Source organism: Leucobacter luti (assembly GCF_004217175.1).
GTDB classification, from domain to species: domain Bacteria; phylum Actinomycetota; class Actinomycetes; order Actinomycetales; family Microbacteriaceae; genus Leucobacter; species Leucobacter luti.
Map to the genome: position 1 here is coordinate 16,571 of NZ_SHKI01000004.1, position 25,753 is coordinate 42,323.

Genomic DNA, 25,753 nt, shown 5'->3' on the forward strand with positions numbered 1-25,753 from the left:
GCGCCTTTAGCTCAGTTGGTAGAGCAGCTGACTCTTAATCAGCGGGTCCACGGTTCGAGCCCGTGAGGGCGCACGGCTAGCCCCGAGATCATCACGATCTCGGGGCTTTTTCGTTGTGTGCGTGGGCGCCGGGCCTGCCGCTTTCGCCCCGACCAGGGCCGCTTCCCGCGGCGCCGCGAGTCGCCTGCAATCGTCCGCCCAGCTCATATTCGCTCGTGCTGTTGTGCGCTTCGAGGCCCCACCTCCCTCAACGACCAACCTCGCCTCCGCAACGGCGACGATCTCGAGCGCGTCGAGTTCGCGGGCGGAGGTGCGGGGTGGGAGTCGGTGGAAGCGGCACGCAAGGCCCCGGACGGGGCACACCTCATGTCCTGGATCCGCAAAACACACCCGACCGAAACCCGCTGCGTGTCAACTGGCGGGAGGGAAAGGTTGAGCGCTACTCTTCATCTTGGAGTGCCTGTCGCGTTTCGTCCCTACCCCCGGAGCATGCTTACGCGGCGGGCACCGCTGTGCTTATAACCGTTACGGAGCAACCGAACGTCGGGCTGACCGGGAGACCCGTTCGAGCACACCCCCGGATGGGGACACAATGAAATCTAGCGACATCCCCTAAGACAACACCGGCGCTTCGCCCATATTGCGAGCCCACACTTGGGAACACCACTCCACCGACAACTAGCTACGCACTCGGATTGCGAAGACATCACCGCTGACTACTCAGTTTCTCTTTCTCGCGAAGTTGGGACTGACCCGGCAGAAAGCTGCCCACGGAAACGAGGGCCCCCCACTATGGAGGGCAATCGAGGACGCAGCAACTTCGGTTGCTCGGCGGACCGGGCGGCCTTATCCCCACCACGCGACGGACCGAAGCGACGAGCGCGTCGGGCCAGACTCGTGTTCGCTAGTCTCGCCGGCCCAGCTTGGGCTGCACCTTTGAAGAATGCTTGACTAGCTGCTCGGGGCACTACATCGAGGAGTTCAGATTGAGAACAAGTTTGGTTCGCAAGCTTTCCCGCATCGGGATAGCTTCGACGGCGGCAATTTCGCTCGGATTGGTTGGCATATCGCCAGCCCTTGCAAGCGCGGAGGAGACTGCGGCAGAAGTGGCGCTCGGAGAGCAGTCCGAGTTGAAGGTCCTCAGCTACAACATTCTTCGTGAAGGAGAGTTCAATACTTCAGCTAGCGATTTAGAGCTACGCCTCAACCATCCGTGGAAGAAAGTCGGCGTGGAAGCCCGTCGATACAAGGTCATCAAATACATCGCGAACAGCGGAGCAAGCGTTGTCAATCTCCAGGAAGCCGAGTACTTAACTCAACGTGACCACCTCAAGAACAGCGTCAGCCTCAAAGAGCACTGGCGGATGATTGAGCACAATACGGATGCGGCGCGGGCATGGCAGCAGCGACCAACGATCATGTACGACACGAGGAAGCTCGAGAACAATCCAAACGATCCCACGCAGGCTGGCGTCAGAAAGCTTGGCACGAACGCGCGAAACAACCCCATGTTTCTTCAGTGGGCCCGATTCCTGGATAAGAAGTCACAGACCCACTTCTATGTCTTCAATACGCATCTCCCCTCAAACGCCAGCTCTACCGCGGATGTAATGAACGTTGAGCGGGACCGCCAGATGGCGGTGGTGATCAATCGAATCAACGAGATCGTTGTAGACCCGAACGACCCCGTGATTCTGACCGGCGATTTCAATTCGGCCAATAGCTCAGCGGCAATTCTCCGAGCGAAAAGTGCTGGACTCCGAGATGCTCACGATGTCCCGGGGATCCCCATTTCCGGGAAGGGCCTCAAAACGAATCCAGGTTTCACGGTGCCCACGACCAAAGGCAATCGGCTCGACCGAGTGTTTTTCAAGGAGAACAGCCGCCTGACCATTACGTCTTACACCACTGACGTAACTGAGTGGCTCGGGTCCGATCATCTCCCGGTCTACGCCACGTTCACACTCAACCCCCAGTAGGTTGCGACTGCCGTTGTCAGGTACGCAACGCACGAAACTGGTCCTTCGCTCCCCCAGAGAGAGCGGATGAGGAACCCTTGCATACTCGCTCCTGCACGGGTCGTACGGCGGATTCGCGGAGCAGCCGACCATCTCCCCAGGCCACGTCCAGCCCTACGGCAGAGTACGCACGAGTGCGTACAGCGGGTCCACGGTTCGAGCCCGTGAGGGCGCACGGGTAGCCCCGAGGTCATCACGATCTCGGGGCTTTTCGTTGTGTGGGGATCGTCGCACCCGCTGCGTTGGTTCCGCCCAGGGCCGCTCCCCGCGGCGAGGCGGCGCGGGGGCGCGGGGGCGCGGGCCACGCCTAGCCCCTGAGTTCCGCCTCCGAGATTTGCTCACCCTGCACCAGCGCTTCCCAGAACTCGAACTCAACCGCAATTCCGGGTTCAAGCTCCCGCTTCAGCACTGCGTAGAGTTCGTTGCCCGCCGCGAACTGGAGCTTTCAGACCGCCAGACTTTGCCAGCCGGATTCTGGGTCGTAGTGCTCGTCGAAGACATCGGCCCAGCGCCGCAACGCCGCCCCGGTGGCGGTAGAGACGAGGTCCTCGCGAAAGTGGGGGCCGTCTTCGTCTTTGTCGTATCCCCACAGCGGAAAATCAGCACCGTACTCATTCATGAGCTTCACGCGCGCGATCGCTGGTTCGGATGCGTGGGGCATGCGGCATGTCCTCTCTCGAGTCGTCGCGGCGAGGTCCGCCGTATTCGTCAGGCGAGCTTCCCACCATCGGGCCAGCGATCACGGACCGGGAGGAGGCTGCGGGTGGTGTACCGCGATGGGCGGGTTGCACTCAGTCGAGTGCCGACTGAGCGCCGGATCAGCCTACCCGTGCTCCGTGCGTGACGGTACATCGATGACCCCCATTCGGACCACATTGCGCGCCACAGCTTGGGGCGAACGCGTGCTGATTACTAGTGTTTCCACGGACCCCCACCGGTTCCCCGCATCAGCTGATGCCCGGTGGGGGTCTACACCGCTCGCTGCGGGGCTCCACCGCCCCAGCTCTGCTATCGTTTTTCCGAGGGTGCGAGCTTCTCCGAACTCACGTATCGATCAGGCAGACACCGAAGCCCGGCGCAGATCGCCGGGCTTTTCTCGTACCCGGATCCACCATTCACCCGCCGTTCATGAAGGGCGCCCAGATGACCGCTCCACTGCCCACTCCGTCCAGCGATCTCGCGTTCGCCCTGGAGCTCGCCGAGCTCGCCGACGCGGTCTCGCTCCCCCGTTTCCGCGCGGCCGATCTCGCAGTGTCAACGAAGCCGGATCGCACCTTCGTCACCGACGCCGATCAGGCCGTCGAGCGGACCCTCCGCGAGCGCATCGACGCGGTCTACCCGGGCGACAGCTTCCTTGGCGAGGAGTCTGGCACGGCGGAACGCGGCACTCGTCGCTGGATCATCGACCCGATCGACGGCACCTCGAACTTCCTGCGCGGCGTGCCCAACTGGGCCACGCTGATCGCGCTTGAGGTCGACGGCGAACAGACGGTCGGCGTGGTGTCCGCCCCGGCGTTCGGCGCGCGCTGGTGGGCCGAGACCGGCGGGGGCGCATGGGGCCAGCAGGCCGGGGAAGAGCCGCGGCGGCTGCGTGTCTCCGGCGTCGCGGACCTTGCGCACGCGTCGCTGAGTTTCCAGAGCATCGAGCAGTGGGACCTCGCGGGGTACCTCCACCCGCTCATCGAGCTCAGCCGGGCCGTGTGGCGCGATCGCGCCTACGGCGACATGTGGTCGTACATGCTGCTCGCCGAGGGCCTCGTCGACATCGTGGCCGAGTTCGACGTGAAGCCCTACGACCTCGCCGCGCTCGTGCCAATCGTGCGCGAGGCCGGCGGCCGCTTCACCGACATCGCGGGAGCCGAGAGCGCCTGGAACGGCAGCTCGCTCGCAACAAACGGTGCGCTGCACGAGGCGGTGCTCAGCACGGTGGCCGCGGCTCACGGCGCGGCGGCGACCAGCGGATCGAGCGCCGCGGCCGGCGGCGCGGCACCGGTCAGCGACTCGGATCAGGGCAGCACCGGAGCTCACGCGGGAGGCGCGCGATGAGCGGCGTCGCTCGGCCGGCGGCCGCGCCGCACCCGGTGCGCACGGCGCTCCTCGCGCTCGCGTGCGACGCGGCGCTCGTGGTGCTGTTTGCAGCGCTCGGCCGCAGCAGTCACGCTCGCGAGGCGACGCTGCTCGGCCTGCTCGAGACGGCCTGGCCGTTCCTCGCCGGGCTCGCGATCACCTGGATCTCGGCCCGCATTTCGAAGCGTCCGCTGGCGCTCTGGTCCTCCGGGCTGCCGGTGTGGGTGGGCACGGTCGCGATCGGCCTACTGCTGCGCTGGTGGACCGGCGGCGGCGTCGCGTTCGCGTTCGTGCTCGTCACGATCCTCACGCTCGGCCTGTTTCTGCTCGGCTGGCGCGCGATCGCGGCCCTCGTGGCGCGGCTGCGCCGCCCGCGCGCGGCCTAGCCGCGAGAGGTTCCCCGCCGCGGGCCGGGCACAGCCCGCGGCGAGAAGTGTGTGCGGGCCCGGCGGCGCGTGGCGCCACGCCGGGCCCGAGGTGGGTGCTCGCGCCTAGCCGGCGGCGAGCAGCTCCATCGCGGCCACCGCGCGGTTCGAGAAGCCCCACTCGTTGTCGTACCAGGCCACCACCTTGACGTGGCGGCCATCGACGTGGGTGAGCTCGGAGTCGAAAATCGAGGAGTGCGGGTTGCCCACAATGTCGGTGGACACGAGCGGCTCTTCGGAGTACTCGAGCACACCGGCGAGCGGGCCCTCGGCGGCCGCGGCGCGGTACGCGGCGAGCACGTCGTCGCGCGACACCTCACGGGAGACCGTCGCGTGCAGCTCCACGATCGAGCCGACCGGCACGGGGACGCGGAGCGAGCTCCCCGAGAGCTTGCCGTCGAGCTGCGGCAGAACGAGGCCGATCGCCTTCGCGGCCCCCGTTGAGGTCGGGACGATGTTGAGGGCGGCGGCGCGCGCGCGGCGCAGATCGTCGTGCGGCGCGTCCTGGAGACGCTGATCCTGCGTGTAGGCGTGCACGGTGCTCATCGAGCCGTACTCGATCCCCGCGAGACGGTCGAGCACCTGCGCCAGCGGCGCGAGTGCGTTCGTGGTGCACGACGCGTTCGAGACGATGCGGTGCTCTGCCGGATCGTAGAGGTGGTCGTTGACCCCCACGACGACCGTGAGATCGGCGCCCTTGGACGGCGCGCTCACGAGGACGCGCTGTGCCCCGGCGTCAATGTGCTGCTGCGCCGCGGTGGCATCGGTGAAGAAACCCGTCGACTCAAGCACCACGTCGACGCCGAGCTCGCCCCACGGCAGTTTCGCGGGCTCGCGCTCCGCGAAGATCCGGATCCGGCGGTCCCCGACCACGAGGGTGTCGCCGTCGAGAGTGACGTCCCAGGGCAGCGCACCATAGAGGCTGTCGCGTTTGAGCAGGTGCGCCAGTGTGGCGTTGTCGGTGAGATCGTTGACCGCGACCACTTCGAGGTCGCTCCCACTGTTCAGGATCGCGCGCAGCACGCCCCGCCCAATTCGCCCGAACCCATTGATTGCTACCCGACCGGTCATCAGTTCCTTTTCCTCTCGCGCTGCACAGTGCAAGCCCTACGACTTCTAGCCTGGCCCGCCGCGAGCACCAGGACCAGTGGCGGTAATGCCATCCTTCGAACGGATCTCGCCAACCTCCGAGAGCACCACCACGACACGCCGTGGCGGGCTACCGCAGGACGTCGTAGACCACCTTCTGCACGCCGTTTCCATAGGTCTCGGACTCGACCACGGCGAGGCGCTGCGTGGGGTGCGAGGCCGCGCTGAACAGCCACTTCCCCGCGCCCAGCAGCACCGGGAACACGAGCACGTGGTAGCGGTCGACGAGCCCGGCGGCGGCGAGGGCGTGCCCCAGTTCAAGGCTGCCCTGCACGAGGATCGGGCCGCCGTCGCCCGCGCGCAGCGCCGCGACCTCGTCGAGCGAACGCAGGATCGTGGCGGGCCAGCGCTCGTCGTCGGCCGCGAGCGATGTCGAGACCACAAATCGCGGCATCGCATTGAACGCGGCAAACTCGGCCATGCCTGGCCACACCGGGGCGAACGCCTCGTAGCTGCGCCGCCCAAACAGCAGCGCGGCCGCTTCCTCCTGCTCCCGACCCTTGATCTCATACGCGGCCGGGTCAAACTCGACGTCCTTGAATGTCCAACCCGCGTTGCGGTACTCGCCGTCTCCCGGCGCCTCCGCAACGCCGTCGGCTGACACAAATGCGGTGACGATGAGCTGACGCATGCGCGGATCCTGTTCGACGGCGTGAGCGCCGCTGCGGGGGCTGCGGCGCGATCCGTCGGCACGCGGCGCGGCGGTGAATGCGATCCTAGTCCCGGGGTTCGCCCGCGACAAGCGTGTCCGAAGCGGGCCCGCCCGAAGCGGGCCGGTCCGAGGCGGGCCCGCCCGAAGCAGGCGCGTCCGAAGCGGGCCCGTCCGCGGCAAGCGGGGGCAGCTCCCCCGCCCGCGAGAATGTCCTCCGATAGTCGGTGGGGGTGGTGGCGAGTACCCGGCGGAAGTAGCGGCGCAGATTGGTCGCGGTGCCGAGGCCGACCGTCGCCGCGATCTCGTCGATCCCGAGCCCCGATTCTTCAAGGAGCTCGCGCGCGCGGTCCACACGCGCCCGCATGATCCACTGCATCGGCGCGTACCCGGTCTCGTCGCGGAAGCGGCGGGAGAACGTGCGCTGGGAGACGCGGGCGTGCGCGGCGAGCTGCGCGATCCCGAGCGGCTCGCCAAGATGGCGCAGCGCCCACTCGCGGGTCTGCGTGAAGCGCTCCCCGTGCGGCTCAGGCACCCCCTGCGGCACGTACTGCGCCTGCCCACCGCTGCGGTAGGGCGCGGCCACGAGGCGCCTGGCCGCGTGGTTTGCCACGGCCATGCCCGCCTCCTTGCGGAGGATGTGCAGGCAGAGGTCGATGCCCGAGGCGGCCCCGGCGGACGTGAGCACCGAGCCCTCGTCAACGAACAGCACGCGCTCGTCGACCTGAATCTCTGGATAGCGCTCGGCGAGGATCTGGGAGTAGTGCCAGTGCGTCGTGGCGCGGCGTCCGTTGAGCAGCCCCGTCTCGGCGAGCGCGAAGGCACCGGTCGAGATCGCGGCGAGCCGCGCCCCGCGCGCGTGGGCGGCAGTGAGCGCGCGGGTGAGCTCGACCGGCGGCGGCTCGCGATCCGGGTGCCGGGTGCCTGGCACGAAGATGAGATCCGCGGTCTCGAGCGCTTCGAGGCCGTGCTCCACGTGGTACGAGAGGCCGTCACCACCGGTGATCAATCCCGGGTGCACCCCGCACACGTCAACTGTGTAGGGCATGCTCGTGCGCTCCGTGAACACCTGCGCCGGGATGCCGACGTCGAGGGGCTTCGCCCCCTCCAGCACGACCACCGCGACACGCCTCATGGTCCCAGCGTAGGCCGTGCGGGCTGAGCAGCGGCACTTGCACGGCCGGGTGTCGCCAGCGGGGCCGCACCGCCCGCGGGAGCTAGGTCGCCGGTGGGGCAGCAGCACCGGCGGCGCGGCGGCAGCACCGGCGGCGCGGCGGCTCCCTGTCCGGGATCCCGGACAGGGAGCGCACGCCGCGCGTTGCCGGCAGTGCCGCGGTACGGTGTGATGGGAGCAGCACGCCGCACTGTCGCGGCGCACCACGAAAGGAACCGAGCATGACTCTCCCCGGCGCACGCCCCGTCCGAGCCCCGCGCGGCACTGACCGATCCGCGAAGAGTTGGCAGACCGAGGCCCCACTGCGCATGCTGATGAACAATCTCGACCCGGAGGTGGCCGAGCGCCCAGACGATCTGGTCGTGTACGGCGGCACCGGCCGCGCGGCGCGCAGCTGGGAGGCGTACGACGCGATCGTGGACACGCTCCGCGACCTCGAAGACGACGAGACGCTGCTCGTGCAGTCGGGCAAGCCGGTCGGCGTCTTCCGCACGAACGTGTGGGCACCGCGCGTACTGCTCGCAAACTCGAACCTCGTGGGCGACTGGGCAAACTGGCCCGAATTCCGCCGCCTCGAGGCCGAGGGCCTCATGATGTACGGCCAGATGACGGCCGGATCCTGGATCTACATCGGCACGCAGGGGATCCTCCAGGGCACGTTCGAAACGTTCGCCGCGATCGCGCGTAAGCGCTTTGACGGCACACTCGCCGGCACCATCACGCTCACGGGCGGTTGCGGCGGCATGGGCGGGGCGCAGCCGCTCTCCGTGACGCTCAACGACGGCGCCTGCCTCATCGTTGATGTGGACGAGACGCGACTGCAGCGCCGCGCTGGGAAGCGCTACCTCGACGAGGTCGTCACGGACCTCGACGAGGCGCTCGCGAAGGTGCAGCTCGCAAAGGACGAGCGGCGCGGCTGGTCCGTGGGTCTCGTGGGCAACGCCGCTGAGGTGTTCCCCGAGATCCTGCGCCGCCACCGCGCCGGCGAGATCACGATCGACATCGTCACCGATCAGACGAGCGCGCACGACCCGCTCTCGTACCTGCCCATCGGCTACGAGGTGGCGGATCGGCTGGCCCGCGCGGAGGCCGATCCGGAGGGCTTCACTCGCGATGCCCGCGCCGCAATGGCCGCGCAGGTGCGCGCGATGGTCGAGTTCCAGGACGCCGGCGCCGAGGTCTTTGACTACGGCAACTCGATCCGCGACGAAGCCCGCCAGGGCGGCTACGACCGCGCGTTCGAGTTCCCCGGCTTCGTCCCCGCGTATATCCGCCCCCTCTTCTGCGAGGGGCTCGGGCCGTTCCGCTGGGTCGCGCTCTCAGGAGACCCCGAGGACATCCGGGTCACCGACGAGGCGCTGCTCGAGCTGTTCCCCGAGAACGCGCACCTGCACCGCTGGATTCGCGCCGCCCAGGAGCGCGTCGAGTTCGAGGGGCTCCCCGCGCGGATCTGCTGGCTCGGCTACGGTGACCGCGCGAAGGCCGCCGTGCGCTTCAACGAACTCGTCGCGGAGGGCAAACTCTCGGCACCGATCGTGATCGGTCGCGATCACCTCGACTCAGGCTCCGTCGCCTCGCCGTACCGGGAGACCGAAGCGATGGCCGACGGCTCCGACGCGATCGCCGACTGGCCGCTGCTGAACGCGCTCACCTCAACGGCGTCCGGCGCCACCTGGGTCTCGCTGCACCACGGCGGCGGCGTCGGCATCGGTCGCTCCATCCACGCCGGGCAGGTCTCGGTCGCAGACGGCACCCCCCTCGCCGCAGAAAAGCTGCAGCGCCTACTCACGAACGACCCGGGCATGGGCGTGATCCGGCACGTTGACGCCGGCTACCAGCGGGCCGTCGACGTCGCGGCCGAGCGCGGCGTGCGCGTGCCAATGACCCCGGTGATCCGCAACACCGAGCAGGCATGGTAGAACGGGTGCCATGAGCCAGTCACTGCTGATCGACCACATCGGAGAGCTGACCACCAACGACGCCGAGACCGGCGGGCGCCTCACCGACGCCGCCGTCGTGGTCGCGGACGGCGTGATCGCCTGGGTGGGGCCAGCGGGCTCTGCCCCGGCCGCGGACGAACGCGTCGACGCGGCCGGCGGCGCCGTGCTGCCCGGCTGGGTTGACTCGCACACACACCTCGTGTTCGCGGGCGACCGCACCGCCGAGTTCGAGGCGCGGATGGCCGGCGAGGCATATGCCGCGGGCGGCATCAACGTCACCGTAGCCGCGACACGGGCGGCCTCGGACGCCGAGCTCGCGGCGAACCTCGCCGGGCTCGTGGCCGAGGCGCGGCGCGGCGGAACCACCACGCTCGAAACGAAGACCGGGTACGGGCTGACGGTCGCCGACGAGGTGCGCTCGGCGCAGATCGCCGGCGAGCAGGTGGACGCGGTCACGTTCCTCGGGGCGCACCTCGTGCCCGCCGACGCGGATCCGGACGCCTACCTCGACCTCGTGACCGGTCAAATGCTCGAGGAGGTCGCTCCGCATGTGAGCGCCGTCGACGTGTTTTGCGAGGAGGGCGCGTTCGACCGCGCCGCCTCCGAGCGGGTGCTCGCCGCGGCCCGCGCCCGCGGCCTCGCCACACGCATGCACGGCAACCAGCTGGGCCACGGGCCCGGCGTGGAGCTCGCCGTGGCGCACGGCTCGCTCAGCGTGGACCACGTCGGATTCCTCTCCGATGCGGACGTGGCCGCGCTCGCCGGATCCTGGTCCGGGTGGGACCGGGCGGCGGCTAGCGGCGCCCGCGGCACCGTCGCTACCGTGCTGCCCGCGTGCGACCTGTCGACGCGCGTGCCGCTCGCCCCGGCCCGCCGGCTGCTCGACGCGGGGGTCGAGGTGGCGATCGCGTCGAACTGCAACCCCGGCACCTCGTACACCAGCTCGATGGCGTTCTGCGTGGCCACAGCGGTGCTCCAGATGCGGCTCACCGTGCCGGAGGCGGTGCGTGCGGCCACGCTCGGCGGCGCGATCGCGCTCGGCATGCACGAGGACGGCTGGCTCGATCCGCGCGGGGTCGCGCAGCCGCGCGTGGGCGTGATCGCCCCGGGCGCGCGGGCCGACCTGCAGCTGCTCGACGCACCGGCGGCGACCCACCTTGCCTACCGCCCCGGCATGCCGCTTACGTCGGCCGTCTGGCGCGCGGGCGAGCGCGTGGCCTAGGCGCGCTGCCCGTCCGGGGCGGGGCGGCCGCTCGGCCGCCGTTATCCGCCCCTCCCGCGCACATGCGACCCGAAACTCCGGCGAGAACCGGGGCGGATGTGCGCGGGAGGGTCGGATCTGTGCGGGCGCCGGCGCGGGGCGCGGGGTGCGGGCCGGGGCGCGGCGGTGCCGGAGCAGGGGCGCGGAGGCGCGGCGGTGCCGGAGCGCGGGGCGCGGGGCGCGCGCCCGCACCCCGGGCACCGCCGCACCGCTACGCCGGGCGGCCGTGAATGCGGACCGAGAGCAGTTCGGCGGCGGCGCGAAGCTCGGCGGCGAGCCCGTCAAACGCGTCGACCGCGACCTCCCCATCGCGAAACGTGAGCGCGATCGCGGCGACCGGCCAGCTCCGATGATCGAGCACCGGCACCGCGACCGAGGAGATCCCCTCGGTGACCGCGCCGCGCTCCACGGCGTACCCGCGCGTGACCGTGTCGTCGAGCACGCTGCGCAGCTTTGAATAGCGGTCGATGTGCTGCTCGCCAGCCACGTCGTGCCGGTGCACGAACGCGGCGCGGTCGGGGAATAGTGCGCGCACCTGGGCTTTTGGCAGCGCCGCGAGGATGGCGCGGCCGCTCGCCGTGAGGTGCATCGGCAATCGCACGTCGACGTCGGACACGAGGGCCGCGCCCCCGGGAATCCGTTCCTCGACCACATAGAGCACGTCACGTCCGTGCGGCACCGCGAGGTGCCCGTTTGCGTGGACCCGGTGCACGAGCGCTGCCACGAGTGGCCGCCCGAGCCGGGCGAGCGGCTCCTGGCGGGCGTAGGCCGAGCCGAGCTCGAGGGCGGCGATCCCGAGCCCGTAGCGCCGTTCCTCGGGCAGGTGCATCACGAAGCCGTGCTCCTGGAGCGCGGCGAGCAGGTGGTACACGGTGGAGCGGGGCAGCTCGAGCTGCGTGGCGATCATCGACGCCGGCAACGGCCCCCGCGAGGTGGTGAGCAGCTGAAGGATTCGCAACGTCTGATCCGCCGCCGGAACCTTCACCTCACTCATACCGGAACTCTAGCCTGCACCGGCGCGCGATCGCCGGTGCAGGCGGCGGGCGCCGGCGCAAGCACGCAGGCACGGGTGCGGGTGCCCACAGCCGCGCCCACCCGAATCAGGCGAGCGCCTCCCCACTCGCGGTGTTCACCGCGGCGAGCACCGCGCCCGAGAGCACAAACCTCTGGGCGGCGGCGATGTCCGGGGAGATGAATGCGTCCACGTCGGGCGCCGCGATCTCGGTGCGGAACAGCGCGTGCACGGCGGCGGTCGCGGGGCCGGGCTCGCCCGCCCCGGCTGCGATCCGGAAGTCCAGAGCGCGGGTCGAGGCGAGCAGCTCGATCCCGAGCACGCTCGCGAGCCCGTCGATTGAGCGCCGCAGCTTGCGGCCGGCGTGCCACCCCATTGACACGTGGTCTTCCTGCATCGCCGAGGACGGGATCGAGTCGACGCTCGCGGGCGCGGCGAGCCGCTTCAGCTCGGAGACAATGCCGGCGGCCGTGTACTGCGCGATCATGAGACCGGAGTCGAGGCCGGGGTCGGCGGCGAGGAACGGCGGCAGCCCGTGGTTGCGGGAGACATCGAGGAAGCGGTCGGTGCGCCGCTCCGACATGCTCGCGACATCAGCGACGGCGATCGCGAGGAAGTCGAGCACGTAGGCGACGGGTGCGCCGTGGAAGTTGCCGTTCGACTCGACGCGGCCGTCCGGGAGCACCACGGGGTTGTCGACCGCGGCCTGCAGCTCGGCCGCGGCAACGCGCGCGGCGTGCTCCGCGGTGTCGCGGGCGGCACCGTGCACCTGCGGGGCGCAGCGCAGCGAGTAGGCGTCTTGCACTCGGGTGAACTCGTTCTCGGCCGGGCGCTGCACGAGCCCCGAGCCGGCGAGCACGGTGCGCATGTTCGCCGCGGCGGTCGCCTGGCCGGGGTGGGGCCGGAGCGCCTGCAGCTCGGCGGCGAGCACCGAGTCGGTGCCCGTGAGGGCCTCGATGCTCGCGGCGGCAGCGACGTCTGCCGAGCGCAGCAGCGTGGTGAGGTCGTGGAGCGCGAGGCAGAGCATTCCGAGCATGCCGTCGGTGCCGTTGATGAGCGCGAGCCCCTCCTTCTCGGCGAGAACGAGCGGCTCGATGCCGGCTGCGGCGAGCGCCTCCGCGGCGGGGATCGGGGCGTCGTGCGGATCGGTGGACACGCGCACCTGGCCTTCCCCGAGCAGGGTGAGGGCGCAGTGCGCGAGCGGGCTGAGGTCGCCCGAGCAGCCGAGCGATCCGTACTCGTGCACCACGGGAACGATCCCGGCGTTCAGGATCGCGGCGTAGGTCTCGGCGACCACGGGGCGCACCCCGGTGCGACCCGTCGCGAGCGTGTTGAGGCGCAGCAGCATGAGCGCGCGCACCACCTCGCGCTCCACCTCGGGTCCGGTCCCGGCGGCGTGCGAGCGAATGAGGCTGCGCTGCAGCTGCTGCCGCTTCTCGACCGGGATCTGCACGGTTGCGAGCGCGCCGAATCCGGTGGAGACGCCGTAGTGGGGACGCGTGTCGTTGGCGAGCTCGTCGATCACCGCCCGGCTGGTCGCGATGGCGGCGAGCGCCGCGGGGTCGAGGGCAACGGGGGCGTCATTGCGGGAAACCGCGACGACGTCGGCGACGGAGAGGGGGGCGGCGCCGAGAACGATCGTGGCGGGGGTGCGAGTGTCCATAGTTCGATCTCAGCGCATCGGCCGGGTTCGCGGGAGGCGCCGCGCCGCACTCTGTCTGGGGTCCCAGACAAGCCGCGCGCGTCCCGGGCACCACTGAGCGGCCCGCTTGCTAGCGTCACTGGTATGAGCACCGTCGCACTCGCACACGATCCCGCCTGGCCGCGCACCGGAGGGTGGCCCGCGTGGGACCCAGCCGCCGGCACCCCGGTCGACCTCGCGATCCTCGGGATCCCCACCGCAGACACGTCCCTCTCCCCCACGAACGCCGAGCAGACGCCCGCGGCGATCCGGGCGGCGCTGCGCCGCTACTCCGGGCACCTGGTCGCGCCGGGCGCACCCGGCGCGCGCGGGGGCGAGGCCGAGTGGGTGATCGACGAGGCACTCCGGATCATCGACGCCGGCGACGTGGTCGGCCCGGACACCGAGGAGGGCGAGCGGGCGGCGACCGCGCGCGTCGCCGAGCTCTCAGCGCGGAGCTCGCTCGTCGTCGCGCTGGGGGGCGACAACGCGCTCACCGTTCCGGCGGCACTCGGGGTCGCGGGCGATCAGCTCTCGCGCGCCGGGCTTATCACCGTGGACGCGCACCACGACCTGCGCGACGGGCGCAGCAACGGCTCCCCCGTGCGGCGGCTCGTCGAGGCCGGGCTCGATCCGCGCCGGATCGTGCAGATCGGGATCGCAGATTTCGCGAACTCGCGCGCGTACCGCGAGCGGGCGCGCGAGCTGGGCATCACGGTGATCCACCGCGACGAGCTCCACGACCGCCCGCTCGCGGACGTGGCGGCGGAGGCTCTCGCCGTCGCGGGGGCCGGCGGCGGCCCCGTGCACGTCGACCTGGACGTGGACGTGTGCGACCGCAGTGTCGCGCCCGGCTGCCCAGCCTCGATTCCGGGCGGGCTACAGGCGCACGAACTGCGCCGCCTCACCCGGCTGCTCGTCGCCGACCCGCAGGTGCGCGGCGTCGACATCGCCGAGGTCGACGCGAGCGCTGACGCGCCGGACGGCCGCACGGTGCGGCTCGCGGCGCTGCTCGTGCTTGAGTGCGCCGCGGCGCTCGCGCAGCGGTCGGGGCGCTAGGCACCCCGACCGGCGGCCGCGGCCCTCGCGCAGCGGTCGGGGCGCTAGGCACCCCGACCGTCGGCCGGGACGCTCGCCATCCCGATCCGGCGTCGGCGCGGCTAAGCCCCGGCCCCCCGGGGCTGCCCCTCGGCCCGGGCGGCGGCGACGGCCGCGGCCGGAAGCACCCGCGCGATCCGTTCGAGCGCTGCGTCGTCGTGCGCGGCGGTCACGAACCACGCCTCAAACGCGCTCGGCGGCAGGTTGACTCCGCCGGCGAGCATCGCGTGGAAGAACGCACGGTGCTTCACCACGTCCTGCCGCTGCATATCCGCGTAGGTGCGCGGGGCTCGCTCGTAGTCCCCAAACGCCACGCTGAAGAGGGTTCCGGCGCGGGCGATCCGGTGTGCCACACCGGCGGAGGTGAGGGCCTCCGACACCGAGAGAGCGAGCGTGTCGGCCGCGGTCGCGAGCCGCGCGTACGCGGCCGCGTCGGCGAGCCGCAGGGTGGTCAGCCCCGCGGCGACCGCGACGGGGTTCCCGGACAGGGTGCCGGCCTGGTAGACGGGCCCGAGCGGCGCGAGCAGGTCCATGAGCTCGGCCCGCCCGCCGAGCGCGGCGAGCGGCAGGCCGCCGCCCACGACCTTGCCGAACGTGAACAGGTCGGGGGCAACACCCTCTGGGAAGTCTTCCCCCGTGGCACCCGCCGCCTGGAGCCCCCAGTACCCGGACGGGCCCGACCGGAACCCGGTGAGCACCTCGTCGATGATCACGAGCGCACCGTGTCGGTGCGCGAGCTCGATCATGCCGCGCGTGAAGCCCGGCTCGGGCGGCAGCACGCCCATGTTCGCGGCGGCCGCCTCCGCGATCACCCCGGCGATCCGGTCCCCGTGCTCCGCGAACGCGGCCTCAAGCGCCGGCAGGTCGTTGTAGGGCAGCACGAGCGTCTGCCCCGCGGTCTCGGCGGTGACCCCCGCAGAACCGGGCAGCGCGAGCGTGGCGAGCCCGGACCCCGCCTCGGCGAGCAGCCCGTCCGAGTGGCCGTGGTAGTGGCCCGCGAACTTGATGATGAGCGGTCGCCCGGTGGCGCCGCGCGCGAGCCGGATCGCCGTCATGGTCGCCTCCGTGCCCGTCGAGACGAGCCGTAAGCGCTCGATCAGGGGCACCCGCCGGATGATCTCCTCCGCAAGCTCTGCCTCCTCCGGCACCGAGGCCCCGAAGCCGAGACCGCGCGCCGCGGCGGCCTGCACCGCGGCGATCACCTCCGGCTGCGCGTGGCCCAGCAGGGCCGGACCCCACGAGGCGACCAGATCGACGTACTCGGTGCCGTCGGCGTCCGTAACGTACGGCCCGCGCCCCGAGACGAGGAATCGCGGCGTACCGCCGACCGATCCGTACGCGCGCACCGGCGAGTTCACGCCGCCGGGGATCACACGGGAGGCGCGCGCCGCGAGTGCTGCGCTGCGCGCGGTATCGGGCTGGCCCGTCCCCTGCGCCGGGCTCATCGCAGCCACCCCGCGAGTTCGATCGCGAAGTAGCTGAGGATCGCGTCTGCCCCCGCGCGCTTGATGCTCGTGGTCGCTTCAAGGATCGCGCCGCGGCGGTCGATCCAGCCGTTCGCCGCGGCCGCCTCGATCATCGCCGCCTCACCCGATACTTGGTATGCCCACACGGGCACGGGGCTGCGCTGCGCCACGTCGGAGAGCACGTCGAGGAAGCTCATTGCCGGCTTCACCATGACCGCGTCGGCGCCCTCGGCGATGTCGAGCTCGGCCTCGCGGCGGCCCTCGCGGCGGTTCGCCGGATCCTGCTGATAGCCGCGGCGGTTGCCGGTGAGCTGCGAGTCGACGGCCTCGCGGAACGGGCCGTAGAAGGCCGAGGCGTACTTCGCCGAGTACGCGAGCACCGCGGTGTCGCGGTGTCCGGCGGCGTCGAGCGCCCCCCGCACCGCGGCAACCTGCCCGTCCATCATGCCGGAGAGCCCGAGCAGAGCGGATCCCGCCTCCGCCTGCGCGATCGCGATCGAGCGGTAGCGCTCAAGCGTCGCGTCGTTGTCCACCTCACCCGCGGCGTCGAGGACGCCGCAGTGCCCGTGGTCGGTGAACTCGTCGAGGCAGAGGTCGGTCTGCACGACGAGCGCGTCGCCGGCCTCGCTCACCACGGCGCGTGTGGCGGCGTTGAGGATCCCGTCCGGGTCGTCGGCCGCCGAGCCGCGCGCGTCGCGCACCGCCGGAACGCCGAACAGCATGATGCCGCCGATCCCGGCCGCCGCCGCGTCGGCCGCCGCACGGCGCACCGAGTCGAGCGTGTGCTGCTGCACGCCTGGCATCGCGGCGATCGGCCGCGGCTCCGAGATGCCCTCGCGCACGAACACCGGCAGGATCAGTTCGGCCGGGTGCAGGCGGGTCTCGGTGGTGAGCCGGCGCAGTGCCGCGGTGCGGCGCAGCCGCCGGGGCCGGATCGTTGGGTACTGGGTCATGCGTGGTCTCCTGTGGTGCGAGGTGGGGTGGTCTGTGGGTGCGCGGTGAGGTGTGCGGCGAGCGCGTCGAGCATGCCGGGGATGGTGTGGTGGGAGGCGACGACGTCGGCCGGCCGGCCGAGTTCGACGAGGACCGCGGCGCTCGGCGGCCCGATCGCCACGGTAAGGGCACCGGCGGGGCCGGCGTCGAACCTGGCGGCCAGCTCGCGCGCCACCGAGCCGCTCGTGACGAGCACTGCCGCAACGCCGTGCGCGGCGACCTCGCGCTCGCCGGCCGGATCGCGGGGCGCGGGGACCGTGCGGTAGGCGGTGACGCGGTCGACGCGGTGCCCGGCGTCGCGCAGCGCGCGTTCGACGTCGTCCCCGGCCGCGGCGGCGACCGCGAGCAGCACGCGCGCCGACGGGGTCGCCGTCGCGAGCCGCTCGACGAGCTCTGCGCCGAGCGCCGCGCCCGTGAACTCGCTGGTCGGCGTCAGGGCCGCGGTGAGACCGTGTGCGGCGAGGGCCGCGGCGGTCGCGGGCCCCACCGCGGCGATCCCGCGCCCGACGCCGGCGCGGGCTCCGGCCCCGGCGATCGCGCTGGCGCCCGCGGCGCTCGTCACCACGAGCCAGTCGTAGTGGCCCGCCGCCCAGCGCGCCACAGCGGCGTCGAGTGCGGCGGGGTCGCGCGGCGGGACCGCGGTGATGAGCGGCAGGCGCACGGGCACCGCGCCGCGCGCCGCAATCGCGGCCTCCGCTCGCACCGCCCCCTCGCCGTCGCGCGGGACGAGAATCCTAAGCCCGGCGAGGGCATCGGCGGCGGGAGCAGGCGTGCAGCGAGCGGGCACGGCGTGCGCCGCGCCCGCGGGAGCGTCGGTCACCGGTCCCCGCCGAGCGGAGCGAGCTCCGCCGCGCCCTGCGCGAGCAGCTCGCGCGCGGCGGCCCGGCCGAGCGTGATCGGGAGCTCTGGGTCAGCCGGGTCCCAGTCCTCGGCAAGGGTCACGTCGAGCTGCTCGCCCCCGTCGAGGCGGTACACGGTCGCGTGCAGGCTGAGCGCGCCGTCTCGCAGCTCGGCGGCCGCGCCAACGGGCGCGGCGCACCCCGCTTCGAGGGCGGCGAGCAGCGAGCGCTCGGCCAGCGCACAGGCGTGCGCCTCCGGGTCGTCGAGCGCCTCGAACGCCGCGAGATACGGCTGGGCGCGGAGATCTGCGGCGCGGCACTCGATCCCGAGCGCGCCCTGGCCCGGCGCGGTGGGAACCCCGCTGAGGTCGAAGCGCTCGGTGATGGCGGCGCTCAGCCCGGAGCGGTCAAGCCCGGCTGCGGCGAGCACCACGGCGTCGAGGTCCGTGCCGACCCGCCCCAACCGGGTGTCGACGTTGCCCCGCAGGTCGTGCACGGCGAGGTCGGGGCGAGCGGCGAGCAGCTGGGCCGCGCGCCGCGGCGACCCGGTGCCAATATTTGCCCCGGCCGGGAGCGCGGCGAGGCTCAGCCCGTCGCGTGCGCACAGCGCGTCTCTGGCGTCGGCGCGCACCGGGATCGCACCGATCGCGATCCCCTCGCACGGCCCCGTGGGCAGGTCTTTGAGCGAGTGCACCGCGAGGTCGCACGCCCCGGCGAGCAGTGCCTCACGCAGCGCGCTCACGAACACCCCGGTGCCGCCGAGCTGCGCGAGCGACTCGCGCGACACGTCACCGTGCGTGGTGATCGTCACGAGCGCCACGTCGCGTCCGGTCGCCGCGGCGATCGCTTCTGCAACCGTGGTCGACTGCGCGAGGGCGAGGCGGCTCCCCCGGGTGCCGATCCGGATCAGGCCGGCGCGCGCCGGCTGCGGTCCCGCCGCGCGAAACACGCGTCCGATGGGGGTCTCTGGGGGCAGCATCAGCGTTCGGGCCTTTCAGGAGTTGAAGCAGCGAAGGGGGCGGGAGCAGCAGTGAAGGGGGCGGGAGCAGCAGTGAGTGTCGCGGCGAGGCTGTGCGCGAGCTCGCGCGCCGCGGGGATCACCGCGGCGAAGCCCACCCCGGACACCCAGTCACCGGCGAGGTGCACGCCGGCGGGCGGGCGCGGGGCCGCGCGGCTGCCGCGCGCCGGCATCTCCCAGGGCTGCCGTGCGAAGCCGCGCACGGCGTCGCCCGGCAGTTCGACGCCGAGCACACGCCCCGCGTCCCGAAGGGCGAGGCTGAGCGCCGCGGCGTCGTCGAGCCCGGCCGTGGCGGGTGCGGCACCGTCGCGGCCGTACGACAGCCGCACCACCTCAACGCCGGGTCGGGCGCGCTGCGGCCACTTGCGAGTGACGTGCGTGAGCGCCTTCGCCGTGATCGCTGCGGGGTGGCCGCCACCGCCGGCGTCATCCGCGGGCGCCACGAGCGCGCCCGTGCCGCGCGGCGCGGCGGCGAGCGGCCGCACAGCGGGGTGGGTCGCGTCGAGCACGAGCGCGATCACCTCGACGCGGCTCGCCACGGCCTCGGCGGTGGGCTGGCCGAGGATGTCCCTGGCGGCGGCCTCTGGCACCGCGAGCACGACGGCGTCGGCAGTGAGGTACTCGCCCTCGCCCGGCCCAACGACCGCGATCCGGGCGCCGCCACTGCCCTCGCGCGGCGCGAGCGCGGCCACGGGGGCCAGCGTGCGGAGCACGACACCGCTCGCCACGCACGCCTCGACCAGCGCGGTCACGAGGTCCGTCATGCCGCCGCGCAGTCCGGCAACCGCGCCGCCCGCAGCCGCCGCGCTCTCGCGCAGCCGCCGCGCGGCGCGCGTGATCGAGCCGGTCTGCGCGTACGCTCCCGTGAGCGCGGGGACGGCGTCGAGCGGGATCCGCTCGGGCGGCGCCGCCGAGACGCCGAGCGCGACCGGGCGCACCAGGCGCTCAAGCACGCGGGACCCCGAGCGGGCGCGCACGAGCTCGGCGAGGGTGTGGCTCCCCCGACCGACCCGGCGCGGGAGCACCGGCTCACACGCGGCCCGCAGGGCGCCGCGGACGCCGAGCACCCGCCGCGCCGCGCGGCCGAGCGGGGCGGCGGGGATCCCCATCGCCCCCGCGGGCGGGAGCGGCGCGGCGCTGCCGTCGGCCCCGGCGACAAGCCACGAGCCGAGCGGCGCCGGGGTCACGATCCGGTCCGCCCGGCCGAGCTCCGCGATCAGCGCGGCGACCACGCCACCGCGCGTTGCAAACGCCTCGGCCCCCAGGTCGAGGGTGAGGCCGGCAACCTCGGCCGCCCGGATCCTGCCACCGAACCGCGGCGCGGCCTCCAGGAGCGTGACTCGCACCCCGGCGCGCGCCAGCTCGCGCGCCGCCACGAGGCCGGAGACCCCGCCACCGACGACCGCGACGTGCGGCTCAGCTGCCATGCGCGAGCTCCACGATCCGGGTCAGCACCGCAGGATCAGCCTCGGGCGGCACGCCGTGGCCCAGGTTGAGCACGTGCCCGGGCGCCCGCGAGCCGCGGCGCAGCACCTCGGCGAGCGCCTCGCGCAGCACCGGCTCCGGCGCGCCGAGGTACGCGGGGTCGAGGTTTCCCTGCAGCGGCACGCGGTCGCCCAGGCGGCGCGACGCCTCGTCGAGCGGGGTGCGCCAGTCGACGCCGAGCGCGGAGGTGCCGAGCTCGGCAGTCGCCTCGAGCAGGTGCCCCGAGCCGACCGCGAAGTGGATGGTGGGCACCGCCGGCCCGCCGGCGGCCCCGCCGAACGCCCGCACTCCGGCGAGCGTGGCGCTCGACGCGGGGGCGACGTGGGCGCGGTAGTCGGCGACGCTCAGCGATCCGGCCCACGAGTCGAACAGCTGCACCGCACTCGCTCCGGCCTCGACCTGCGCCTCAAGGAACGCGCCGCTGAGCTCCGCGACCCAGCCGAGCAGCTCGCGCCAGGTGTCCGGGTCGGCGTGCATGAGCGTGCGCGCCCGGAGATGGTCGCGCGACGGGCCGCCCTCGACGAGGTATGCGGCGAGAGTGAATGGCGCACCCGCGAAGCCGATGAGCGGCGTCTCGCCGAGCTCGGCGACCGTGAGCGCCACGGCCTCGCGCACCGGATCGAGCGCCGCTCGGAGCCGCTCGGGAGTGTACTCAGCGCGGCAGCGGGCCACGTCGGCCGCGGTGCGCACGGGATTGGCGAACACGGGGCCGCGGCCGGCGACGAGATCGACGTCGGCCCCGGCGAGCAGCAGCGGCACCACGATGTCGCTGAAGAAGACCGCGGCATCGACGCCGTGCCGGCGCACCGGCTGCAGCGTAATCTCGCTCGCGAGCGCCGGGTCAAGGCACGCGTCGAGCATGCGGGTCTCCGCGCGGATTGCCCGGTACTCGGGCAGCGAGCGGCCGGCCTGGCGCATGAACCACACCGGCGTGGTCTCCGGCCGGTCGCCGCGCAGCGCGCGGATCAGTGGCGCGGCGGCGGTGCGTCCGTCGACGAGCGGGTGGGCTGGAGCCAGGCTGCGGCTGAGCGGCGCTGCCTCGGGTGCGGTGATCTCATTCATCAGACGTGATCGTACCCCACACATCTGATGTGAAAGATCAGATGTGTCAGCTACGATGCTGGTGGCCCACCGCGGACCCGCCACTCTCGATCAGGAATCCCGCCGAATCTATGCTGCTCTGCATCTCCCTGAACCACCACGGTTCTTCGCTCCCACTCCTCGAACGGGCCTCTCGGCACACCGAGGAGGTCGCGGCCGCGTTCGCCGCGTTCGCCCCCGGCTCAGTGCTGCTCGCCACGTGCAATCGCTTTGAACTCTACGTTGACGAACCTGAACGCTTCGGGGACGACGCCGCGGCGTTCGCCGATGCGGCGCTGCGGCGACTCTCCGACACGATCGAGGTGCCCGCCGCCGAACTCGCGGCCGCGGCAACGGTCGAGACCGACCGCGGCGCAGCCGCCCACCTCTTCGCAGTGACGAGCGGGCTTGAGTCCGCGGCGCTCGGCGAGGAGGAGATCGCCGGTCAGGTGCGGCGTGCGCACGCGCAGGCGCGCGCCGAGCACACGATCACCGACGGTCTGGAGCGGCTCTTCCAGAGCGCAACGCGCACCTCGCGCACCGTGCGGGAGCGCACGGGACTGCGCTCGGCCGGGCAGTCGCTCGTGCGGCTCGCGCTCGTGCTCGCCGAGCGCCGGGTGCCCAGCTGGGATGAGGCGACCGTGCTGCTCGTCGGCACCGGGGCGTACGCGGGGGCCACCGTCGCGGCGCTGCGCGACCGCGGCGCGCACCGCATCCGAGTCCACTCCCCCTCTGGCCGCGCCGAAGCGTTCGCCGCGTCGCACGGGCTCGATCCGGTCGCGGCCGACGAGGTGGCCGAGGCGCTCGCCGGCGCCGACCTCGTGGTCGCCTGTAGCCTCGTGCAGGAGCCGCTGCTGCACGCCGCGGACTTCGCGGGCGAGACCGATCGAACCCGCCTCGTGCTCGACCTCGGCATGCCGCGCAACATCGATCCAGGTGTTGCGGAGGTGCCGGGCGTCGAACTGCTCGACATCGAGTCGATCTCCGTGCACTCCTCGATCCCCGAGCTCAGCGCCAAGGACGAGGCGCGGATCCTCGTCGATGCCGCGGCCGCCGAGTTCACGACCACGCAGGCCGAGCGGATCATCGGCCCCACGCTCGCGAGCCTGCGCGGCCACGTGCTCTCGATCCTCGAGGACGAGCTGTGCCGTGCGCGCCGCGGCACAGCCGAGCCGCACGCAGACGACGTCGAGACCGCGCTGCGGCGATTCACCGGCAGGCTGCTCCACGAGCCCACCGCGCGCCTCCGCGCACTCGCGCGCGACGGCCGCGCCGCTGAAGCGCAGGCGGCCGCGCACGCCCTCTTTGGGGTCGAGGGCTAGCGGGCCGCCCGCCGGCGCGGGTCAGCGCCGATCGGCGACCACCCGGCCGCGCCTGAGCGTCACCAGGTTCCGCGTCAGCCAGATGTCGTGCTCCGGCCCGGCGAACGGGTCGCGGTCGGTGATCGCGAGATCGGCCGGCGCGCCCGCTTCGAGCCGCCCGGAACCGCCCGGGGTGCCGAGCAGCTCGTGCGAGCCGCGCGTGTAACCGTCGAGCGCGACCGCGAGCGGCAGCGCCTCGCCGGGGAGCAGCGGCTGGGCGTCCGGGGCGCCCGGGGCGCGGCGATTCACGGCAACGTGGAGCGCCTGCCACGGGTCCGGTGTCGACACCGGCCAGTCGGAGCCGAACGCGAGCGCGGCCCCGGCGCGGTGCAGCCCGCCGAACGGGTACTGCCACCCGGCGCGCTCGTCTCCCAGCACCGGCAGGGTCAGCTCGACCATCTGCGCCTCAAGCGCTGCCCAGAGCGCCTGGCAGTTCGCGGTCACCCCCAACTCGGCGAAGCGGGGGATGTCGCTCGGGGCAACCACCTGCAGGTGGGCGATGTGGTTGCGCACCCCGGCGCGGTCGGCCACCGGCACCGCGGCAACGGCGTCGAGGGCGTAGCGGGCGGCGCGGTCGCCGATCGCGTGGAAGTGCGCGCTGAAGCCGTGCGCGTTGAGGCGCGGCACGAGCTCGATCAGGTCGGCGGCGCTGAAGTACGCGAGCCCACGATCGGCCTCACCGCCGGCACAGTCGCACCCGCCGAGATACGGCTCGTTCATCGCCGCGGTGAGGTTCTCGGCGACCCCGTCAACCATGATCTTCGCGGTGTCGGTGCGGAAGCCGTGCGCCGCCGCGGCGGCCCGCCGCCGCACGAAGTCGGCGACGATCGCGTCGGCATCGATTGCCGAGCTCGGATCCGACAGGTCGCGGGTCACCCAGAGCGCGCCGGAGACGTCGGCGTCGAGCCCGCCCGCGATCTCGGCGGTGTAGGCCGCCGTCACGTCCGGGTAGCCGGCGTACTCCCCCAGGATCGCCTCCTGCCAGGCGGTGACCCCGGCGTCGAGCAGCACGCGCTGGCCGCGCAGCAAGCCCGTGCGGCACTCGTCTACCGTGGTGGGCGGAAGCACGTGCGCGAAGAGCTCCTGCGCACCCTCGTGAATGGTGCCGCTGGGCGTCCCGTCGGCCAGGCGCTCGAATCGGCCGTCGGCCGGATCCGGCGTGTTCGCGTCGATACCGGCGAGCTCAAAGGCGCGCGAGTTCGCCCAGGCCCCGTGGTGGTCGGCGTTGATGATGAACGCCGGGCGATCCGGCACCACCCGGTCAAGCTCGGCCCGGGTCGGCGTGCCGCCCGGGAAGTGCGCCATGCTCCAGCCGCCGCCGAGCACCCAGCCCTCGTCAGTGGCCGCCGCGTACGCGGCGATACGGTCAAGGGTCTCGGCGCCGCTCGTGCTCTCGCTCAGTTCGAGCCTGCCGAGCTCCACTCCCGCGAAGACGGCGTGCACGTGCGCGTCGGCGAAGCTCGCGTGAACGAGCCCGCCCGCCGCGTCGATGAGCGCGGCGTCCGCGGCGCCCGGCAAGCCCGCGATCGCGGCAGACTCTCCGATCGCGACAATCACGCCGTCCTCGATGAGCAGGCCACGTCCGGTGACGGGGGTGCCGCGCATGAACGCGGTCGCGTTGGTGATGAGGGTGCGTGTCATGCCTGTGCTCCGATCGGTGCTGCCGCTGCGGCGGCGGTGGTGGGTGCGGGCGGCTGCGGGTCACGCGGCCGCCCGGTGCGCTCCGCGAAGCGCGAGGCGTAGACGATCACCCCGGCGGTGAGCGCGGCGAGCGTGGTCATCACGGCAGCGAGTGCTCCGGTGCCGAAGCGATCGAACAGCTGGGTCGCGACGAGCGGGCCGAGCGCCACGCCAATGATGTACACGCCGTTCACGAGCACACTCACCCCGCCATCGCGCGAGAGGGAGGCAGCGAGGCCAAACACGAGCGGCAGCATTGCGCCAAACACGAAGCCCCACACGGCGCTGGCGGTCGCGTACATCACGGGAGACACGAGCACAATCAGCCCGAGCTTCGCGAGCGCGCTCACGGCGAGCAGCACCGCCAGGGAGGCCGTGCGCCCGAACCAGCGGTGGAAGAAGGGGGCGAGCAGGGCGCCGCCGAGCCCGCAGAAGACCGAGAGCGAGAAGATCATTGGCACGAAGCTGTCGGCCACGGGCATGTCGCTCTCGCCCACGATCACCCCGACGAGCCCGTACACACCGTCGTCGGTGATCGACCAGGCTCCGAAGCCGAGCGCGAGCAGCCATCCGATGCGCCGGGTGCGCTGCTGCGCGGGGCTCGCGACAGCGCGGGCGGCCGCGGCTGCACGCGAGGCGGCGGGGGCCGGCGGGGCTGCGTCGCCCGCGGAGACCGCGGCAGCGGCGGTACCAACGACCGAGACCGCCGCGGTCTCCTCTGGCACGCGCGGCAGCCAGTGGGCGCCGATGAAGCCGAGGATGCCGGGGATCGCGAGAATCAGGAAAAGCTCGCGCAGACCGCCGCCCACCAGGGGGATCATGAGGAACGCGATCGCGACAACGAAGCGGTTGACGGTCATCACGATCGTGGTGGCGCGGTCTGGGTTGGGCGTCGCGGACACCGCCGCCGTGGCCGCGGAGATCACGAGCCCCGACCCGACACCGCCGGCGACGAGCGCGATGAGGCTGACCGTCGCCGTGGGCCAGGCGACGCCCGAGGCGAACGCCACGATCATGATCGCGAGCCCGGTGCGGGCGATGACCACTCGGTTGCCGCGCTGCACCGCCCGGCGGGAGAGCAGCACGGCGGCCGCGTTCGCCAGGGTCATGCCCGTGGCGACCGCGCCCGCGGTGGTCACGGAGACATCAAGCTGGTAGACGAGCTTTTCGACGATCGACGGGACGAGGTTTGCCGGCAGCAGCGCGAACACCCAGGTGGTGATCAGCGCGGTCATGACCGGCGCGCCTGCGCGCCCGGATCCGGCGGGTGTGTGGTGCATCGGTGACGTTCCTCTTCGTTGGGGTGGTCTGGGGTGGTGCGGTTCTGCTGCAAGACTGCGGTCGTGCGATGGGGTGG

At 72.4% G+C, this 25,753-nt stretch carries 21 protein-coding genes and 1 tRNA gene; 8 read left to right on the forward strand and 14 right to left on the reverse strand.

Annotated elements, in window-relative coordinates:
* Both EV139_RS06460 and EV139_RS06465 read left to right on the forward strand, forming a co-directional pair.
* Window positions 1-73, forward strand: a tRNA-Lys gene (locus tag EV139_RS06460).
* A 925-nt stretch (window positions 74-998) separates the two neighbouring features.
* Window positions 999-1,979: an endonuclease/exonuclease/phosphatase family protein gene (locus EV139_RS06465; RefSeq protein ID WP_157993008.1), complete on the forward strand. Its 981-nt coding sequence runs from the start codon at window positions 999-1,001 to the stop codon at window positions 1,977-1,979.
* A gap of 484 nt (window positions 1,980-2,463) precedes the next feature.
* On the opposite strand, the gene EV139_RS06470 is transcribed toward EV139_RS06465, so the two are convergent.
* Window positions 2,464-2,679, reverse strand: coding sequence for a hypothetical protein (locus tag EV139_RS06470; protein WP_130453539.1), 216 nt, complete (start codon window positions 2,677-2,679; stop codon window positions 2,464-2,466).
* Window positions 2,680-3,161: 482 nt separating this feature from the next.
* Between EV139_RS06470 and EV139_RS06475 the strand changes: the two genes are divergently transcribed.
* Both EV139_RS06475 and EV139_RS06480 read left to right on the forward strand, forming a co-directional pair.
* Window positions 3,162-4,064, forward strand: a complete 903-nt coding sequence (locus tag EV139_RS06475; RefSeq protein ID WP_130453540.1) for an inositol monophosphatase family protein — start codon at window positions 3,162-3,164, stop codon at window positions 4,062-4,064.
* Window positions 4,061-4,471 (forward strand): DUF3054 domain-containing protein, encoded by a 411-nt coding sequence (locus EV139_RS06480; RefSeq protein ID WP_130453541.1) that lies wholly within the window; start codon window positions 4,061-4,063, stop codon window positions 4,469-4,471. Before EV139_RS06475 ends, EV139_RS06480 begins: the two co-directional genes overlap by 4 nt.
* 105 nt (window positions 4,472-4,576) lie before the next feature.
* Here EV139_RS06480 and gap read toward each other — a convergent pair whose 3' ends face one another.
* From gap to EV139_RS06495, 3 genes are all read right to left on the reverse strand, one after another.
* Window positions 4,577-5,581, reverse strand: coding sequence for a type I glyceraldehyde-3-phosphate dehydrogenase (gene gap / locus EV139_RS06485; protein WP_130453542.1), 1,005 nt, complete (start codon window positions 5,579-5,581; stop codon window positions 4,577-4,579).
* Window positions 5,582-5,729: 148 nt separating this feature from the next.
* Entirely contained in the window at window positions 5,730-6,290 is a 561-nt protein-coding gene (locus tag EV139_RS06490; protein ID WP_130453543.1) for a dihydrofolate reductase family protein, read from the reverse strand.
* Between the two features lie 85 nt (window positions 6,291-6,375).
* A complete protein-coding gene (locus EV139_RS06495; RefSeq protein WP_130453544.1) occupies window positions 6,376-7,443 on the reverse strand; it encodes a GlxA family transcriptional regulator in 1,068 nt (355 codons plus the stop codon).
* A 260-nt stretch (window positions 7,444-7,703) separates the two neighbouring features.
* On the opposite strand from EV139_RS06495, the gene hutU reads away from it, so the two are divergent.
* Complete coding sequence (gene hutU / locus EV139_RS06500; protein WP_130453545.1) at window positions 7,704-9,401, forward strand: urocanate hydratase; 1,698 nt, start codon at window positions 7,704-7,706, stop codon at window positions 9,399-9,401.
* Between the two features lie 10 nt (window positions 9,402-9,411).
* On the forward strand, window positions 9,412-10,644 hold the full coding sequence (gene hutI / locus EV139_RS06505) for an imidazolonepropionase (protein ID WP_130453546.1): 1,233 nt from the start codon (window positions 9,412-9,414) through the stop codon (window positions 10,642-10,644).
* 250 nt (window positions 10,645-10,894) lie between these two features.
* Here the strand turns inward: hutI and EV139_RS06510 are convergent, their stop codons facing one another.
* Window positions 10,895-11,677: an IclR family transcriptional regulator gene (locus EV139_RS06510; RefSeq protein WP_130453547.1), complete on the reverse strand. Its 783-nt coding sequence runs from the start codon at window positions 11,675-11,677 to the stop codon at window positions 10,895-10,897.
* Between the two features lie 106 nt (window positions 11,678-11,783).
* Window positions 11,784-13,358, reverse strand: coding sequence for a histidine ammonia-lyase (gene hutH, locus EV139_RS06515; protein ID WP_130453548.1), 1,575 nt, complete (start codon window positions 13,356-13,358; stop codon window positions 11,784-11,786).
* Between the two features lie 123 nt (window positions 13,359-13,481).
* On the opposite strand from hutH, the gene EV139_RS06520 reads away from it, so the two are divergent.
* Window positions 13,482-14,435: an arginase family protein gene (locus EV139_RS06520; RefSeq protein WP_130453549.1), complete on the forward strand. Its 954-nt coding sequence runs from the start codon at window positions 13,482-13,484 to the stop codon at window positions 14,433-14,435.
* 101 nt (window positions 14,436-14,536) lie between these two features.
* Here the strand turns inward: EV139_RS06520 and EV139_RS06525 are convergent, their stop codons facing one another.
* Genes EV139_RS06525 through hemE form a run of 6 tightly spaced genes read right to left on the reverse strand, consistent with a single transcriptional unit; the run spans window position 14,537 to window position 21,337 of the window.
* Entirely contained in the window at window positions 14,537-15,919 is a 1,383-nt protein-coding gene (locus EV139_RS06525) for a glutamate-1-semialdehyde 2,1-aminomutase (protein ID WP_130453550.1), read from the reverse strand.
* Complete coding sequence (hemB, locus tag EV139_RS06530) at window positions 15,916-16,893, reverse strand: porphobilinogen synthase (RefSeq protein WP_130453551.1); 978 nt, start codon at window positions 16,891-16,893, stop codon at window positions 15,916-15,918. Before hemB ends, EV139_RS06525 begins: the two co-directional genes overlap by 4 nt.
* A complete protein-coding gene (locus EV139_RS06535) occupies window positions 16,890-17,753 on the reverse strand; it encodes a uroporphyrinogen-III synthase (protein ID WP_130453552.1) in 864 nt (287 codons plus the stop codon). Before EV139_RS06535 ends, hemB begins: the two co-directional genes overlap by 4 nt.
* Entirely contained in the window at window positions 17,750-18,751 is a 1,002-nt protein-coding gene (hemC, locus tag EV139_RS06540; RefSeq protein ID WP_130453553.1) for a hydroxymethylbilane synthase, read from the reverse strand. The genes EV139_RS06535 and hemC overlap by 4 nt, the downstream gene beginning before the upstream one ends.
* Window positions 18,751-20,217 (reverse strand): protoporphyrinogen/coproporphyrinogen oxidase, encoded by a 1,467-nt coding sequence (locus EV139_RS06545; protein ID WP_130453554.1) that lies wholly within the window; start codon window positions 20,215-20,217, stop codon window positions 18,751-18,753. The genes hemC and EV139_RS06545 overlap by 1 nt, the downstream gene beginning before the upstream one ends.
* Window positions 20,207-21,337, reverse strand: a complete 1,131-nt coding sequence (gene hemE / locus EV139_RS06550; protein WP_130453555.1) for a uroporphyrinogen decarboxylase — start codon at window positions 21,335-21,337, stop codon at window positions 20,207-20,209. Before hemE ends, EV139_RS06545 begins: the two co-directional genes overlap by 11 nt.
* Before the next feature lie 110 nt (window positions 21,338-21,447).
* Here hemE and EV139_RS06555 point away from each other — a divergent pair, with 110 nt between their 5' ends.
* Entirely contained in the window at window positions 21,448-22,677 is a 1,230-nt protein-coding gene (locus EV139_RS06555; protein WP_130453556.1) for a glutamyl-tRNA reductase, read from the forward strand.
* A gap of 21 nt (window positions 22,678-22,698) precedes the next feature.
* Here EV139_RS06555 and EV139_RS06560 read toward each other — a convergent pair whose 3' ends face one another.
* The gene (locus EV139_RS06560; RefSeq protein ID WP_130453557.1) at window positions 22,699-24,357 is read right to left on the reverse strand and encodes an amidohydrolase; all 1,659 of its coding nucleotides are present in this window, start codon (window positions 24,355-24,357) and stop codon (window positions 22,699-22,701) included.
* Window positions 24,354-25,676, reverse strand: a complete 1,323-nt coding sequence (locus EV139_RS06565) for an MFS transporter (protein WP_130453558.1) — start codon at window positions 25,674-25,676, stop codon at window positions 24,354-24,356. The genes EV139_RS06560 and EV139_RS06565 overlap by 4 nt, the downstream gene beginning before the upstream one ends.
* Between the last annotated feature and the right edge of the window lie 77 nt (window positions 25,677-25,753).

Bases quoted from the DNA above. Each gene is read 5' to 3' on its own strand.
- EV139_RS06470 (WP_130453539.1), bottom strand. From the start codon at position 2,679: ATGCCCCACGCATCCGAACCAGCGATCGCGCGCGTGAAGCTCATGAAT.
- EV139_RS06475 (WP_130453540.1), top strand. From the start codon at position 3,162: ATGACCGCTCCACTGCCCACTCCGTCCAGCGATCTCGCGTTCGCCCTG.
- EV139_RS06480 (WP_130453541.1), top strand. From the start codon at position 4,061: ATGAGCGGCGTCGCTCGGCCGGCGGCCGCGCCGCACCCGGTGCGCACG.
- gap (WP_130453542.1), bottom strand. From the start codon at position 5,581: ATGACCGGTCGGGTAGCAATCAATGGGTTCGGGCGAATTGGGCGGGGC.
- EV139_RS06490 (WP_130453543.1), bottom strand. From the start codon at position 6,290: ATGCGTCAGCTCATCGTCACCGCATTTGTGTCAGCCGACGGCGTTGCG.
- EV139_RS06495 (WP_130453544.1), bottom strand. From the start codon at position 7,443: ATGAGGCGTGTCGCGGTGGTCGTGCTGGAGGGGGCGAAGCCCCTCGAC.
- hutU (WP_130453545.1), top strand. From the start codon at position 7,704: ATGACTCTCCCCGGCGCACGCCCCGTCCGAGCCCCGCGCGGCACTGAC.
- hutI (WP_130453546.1), top strand. From the start codon at position 9,412: ATGAGCCAGTCACTGCTGATCGACCACATCGGAGAGCTGACCACCAAC.
- EV139_RS06510 (WP_130453547.1), bottom strand. From the start codon at position 11,677: ATGAGTGAGGTGAAGGTTCCGGCGGCGGATCAGACGTTGCGAATCCTT.
- hutH (WP_130453548.1), bottom strand. From the start codon at position 13,358: ATGGACACTCGCACCCCCGCCACGATCGTTCTCGGCGCCGCCCCCCTC.
- EV139_RS06520 (WP_130453549.1), top strand. From the start codon at position 13,482: ATGAGCACCGTCGCACTCGCACACGATCCCGCCTGGCCGCGCACCGGA.
- EV139_RS06525 (WP_130453550.1), bottom strand. From the start codon at position 15,919: ATGAGCCCGGCGCAGGGGACGGGCCAGCCCGATACCGCGCGCAGCGCA.
- hemB (WP_130453551.1), bottom strand. From the start codon at position 16,893: ATGACCCAGTACCCAACGATCCGGCCCCGGCGGCTGCGCCGCACCGCG.
- hemC (WP_130453553.1), bottom strand. From the start codon at position 18,751: ATGCTGCCCCCAGAGACCCCCATCGGACGCGTGTTTCGCGCGGCGGGA.
- EV139_RS06545 (WP_130453554.1), bottom strand. From the start codon at position 20,217: ATGGCAGCTGAGCCGCACGTCGCGGTCGTCGGTGGCGGGGTCTCCGGC.
- hemE (WP_130453555.1), bottom strand. From the start codon at position 21,337: ATGAATGAGATCACCGCACCCGAGGCAGCGCCGCTCAGCCGCAGCCTG.
- EV139_RS06555 (WP_130453556.1), top strand. From the start codon at position 21,448: ATGCTGCTCTGCATCTCCCTGAACCACCACGGTTCTTCGCTCCCACTC.
- EV139_RS06560 (WP_130453557.1), bottom strand. From the start codon at position 24,357: ATGACACGCACCCTCATCACCAACGCGACCGCGTTCATGCGCGGCACC.
- EV139_RS06565 (WP_130453558.1), bottom strand. From the start codon at position 25,676: ATGCACCACACACCCGCCGGATCCGGGCGCGCAGGCGCGCCGGTCATG.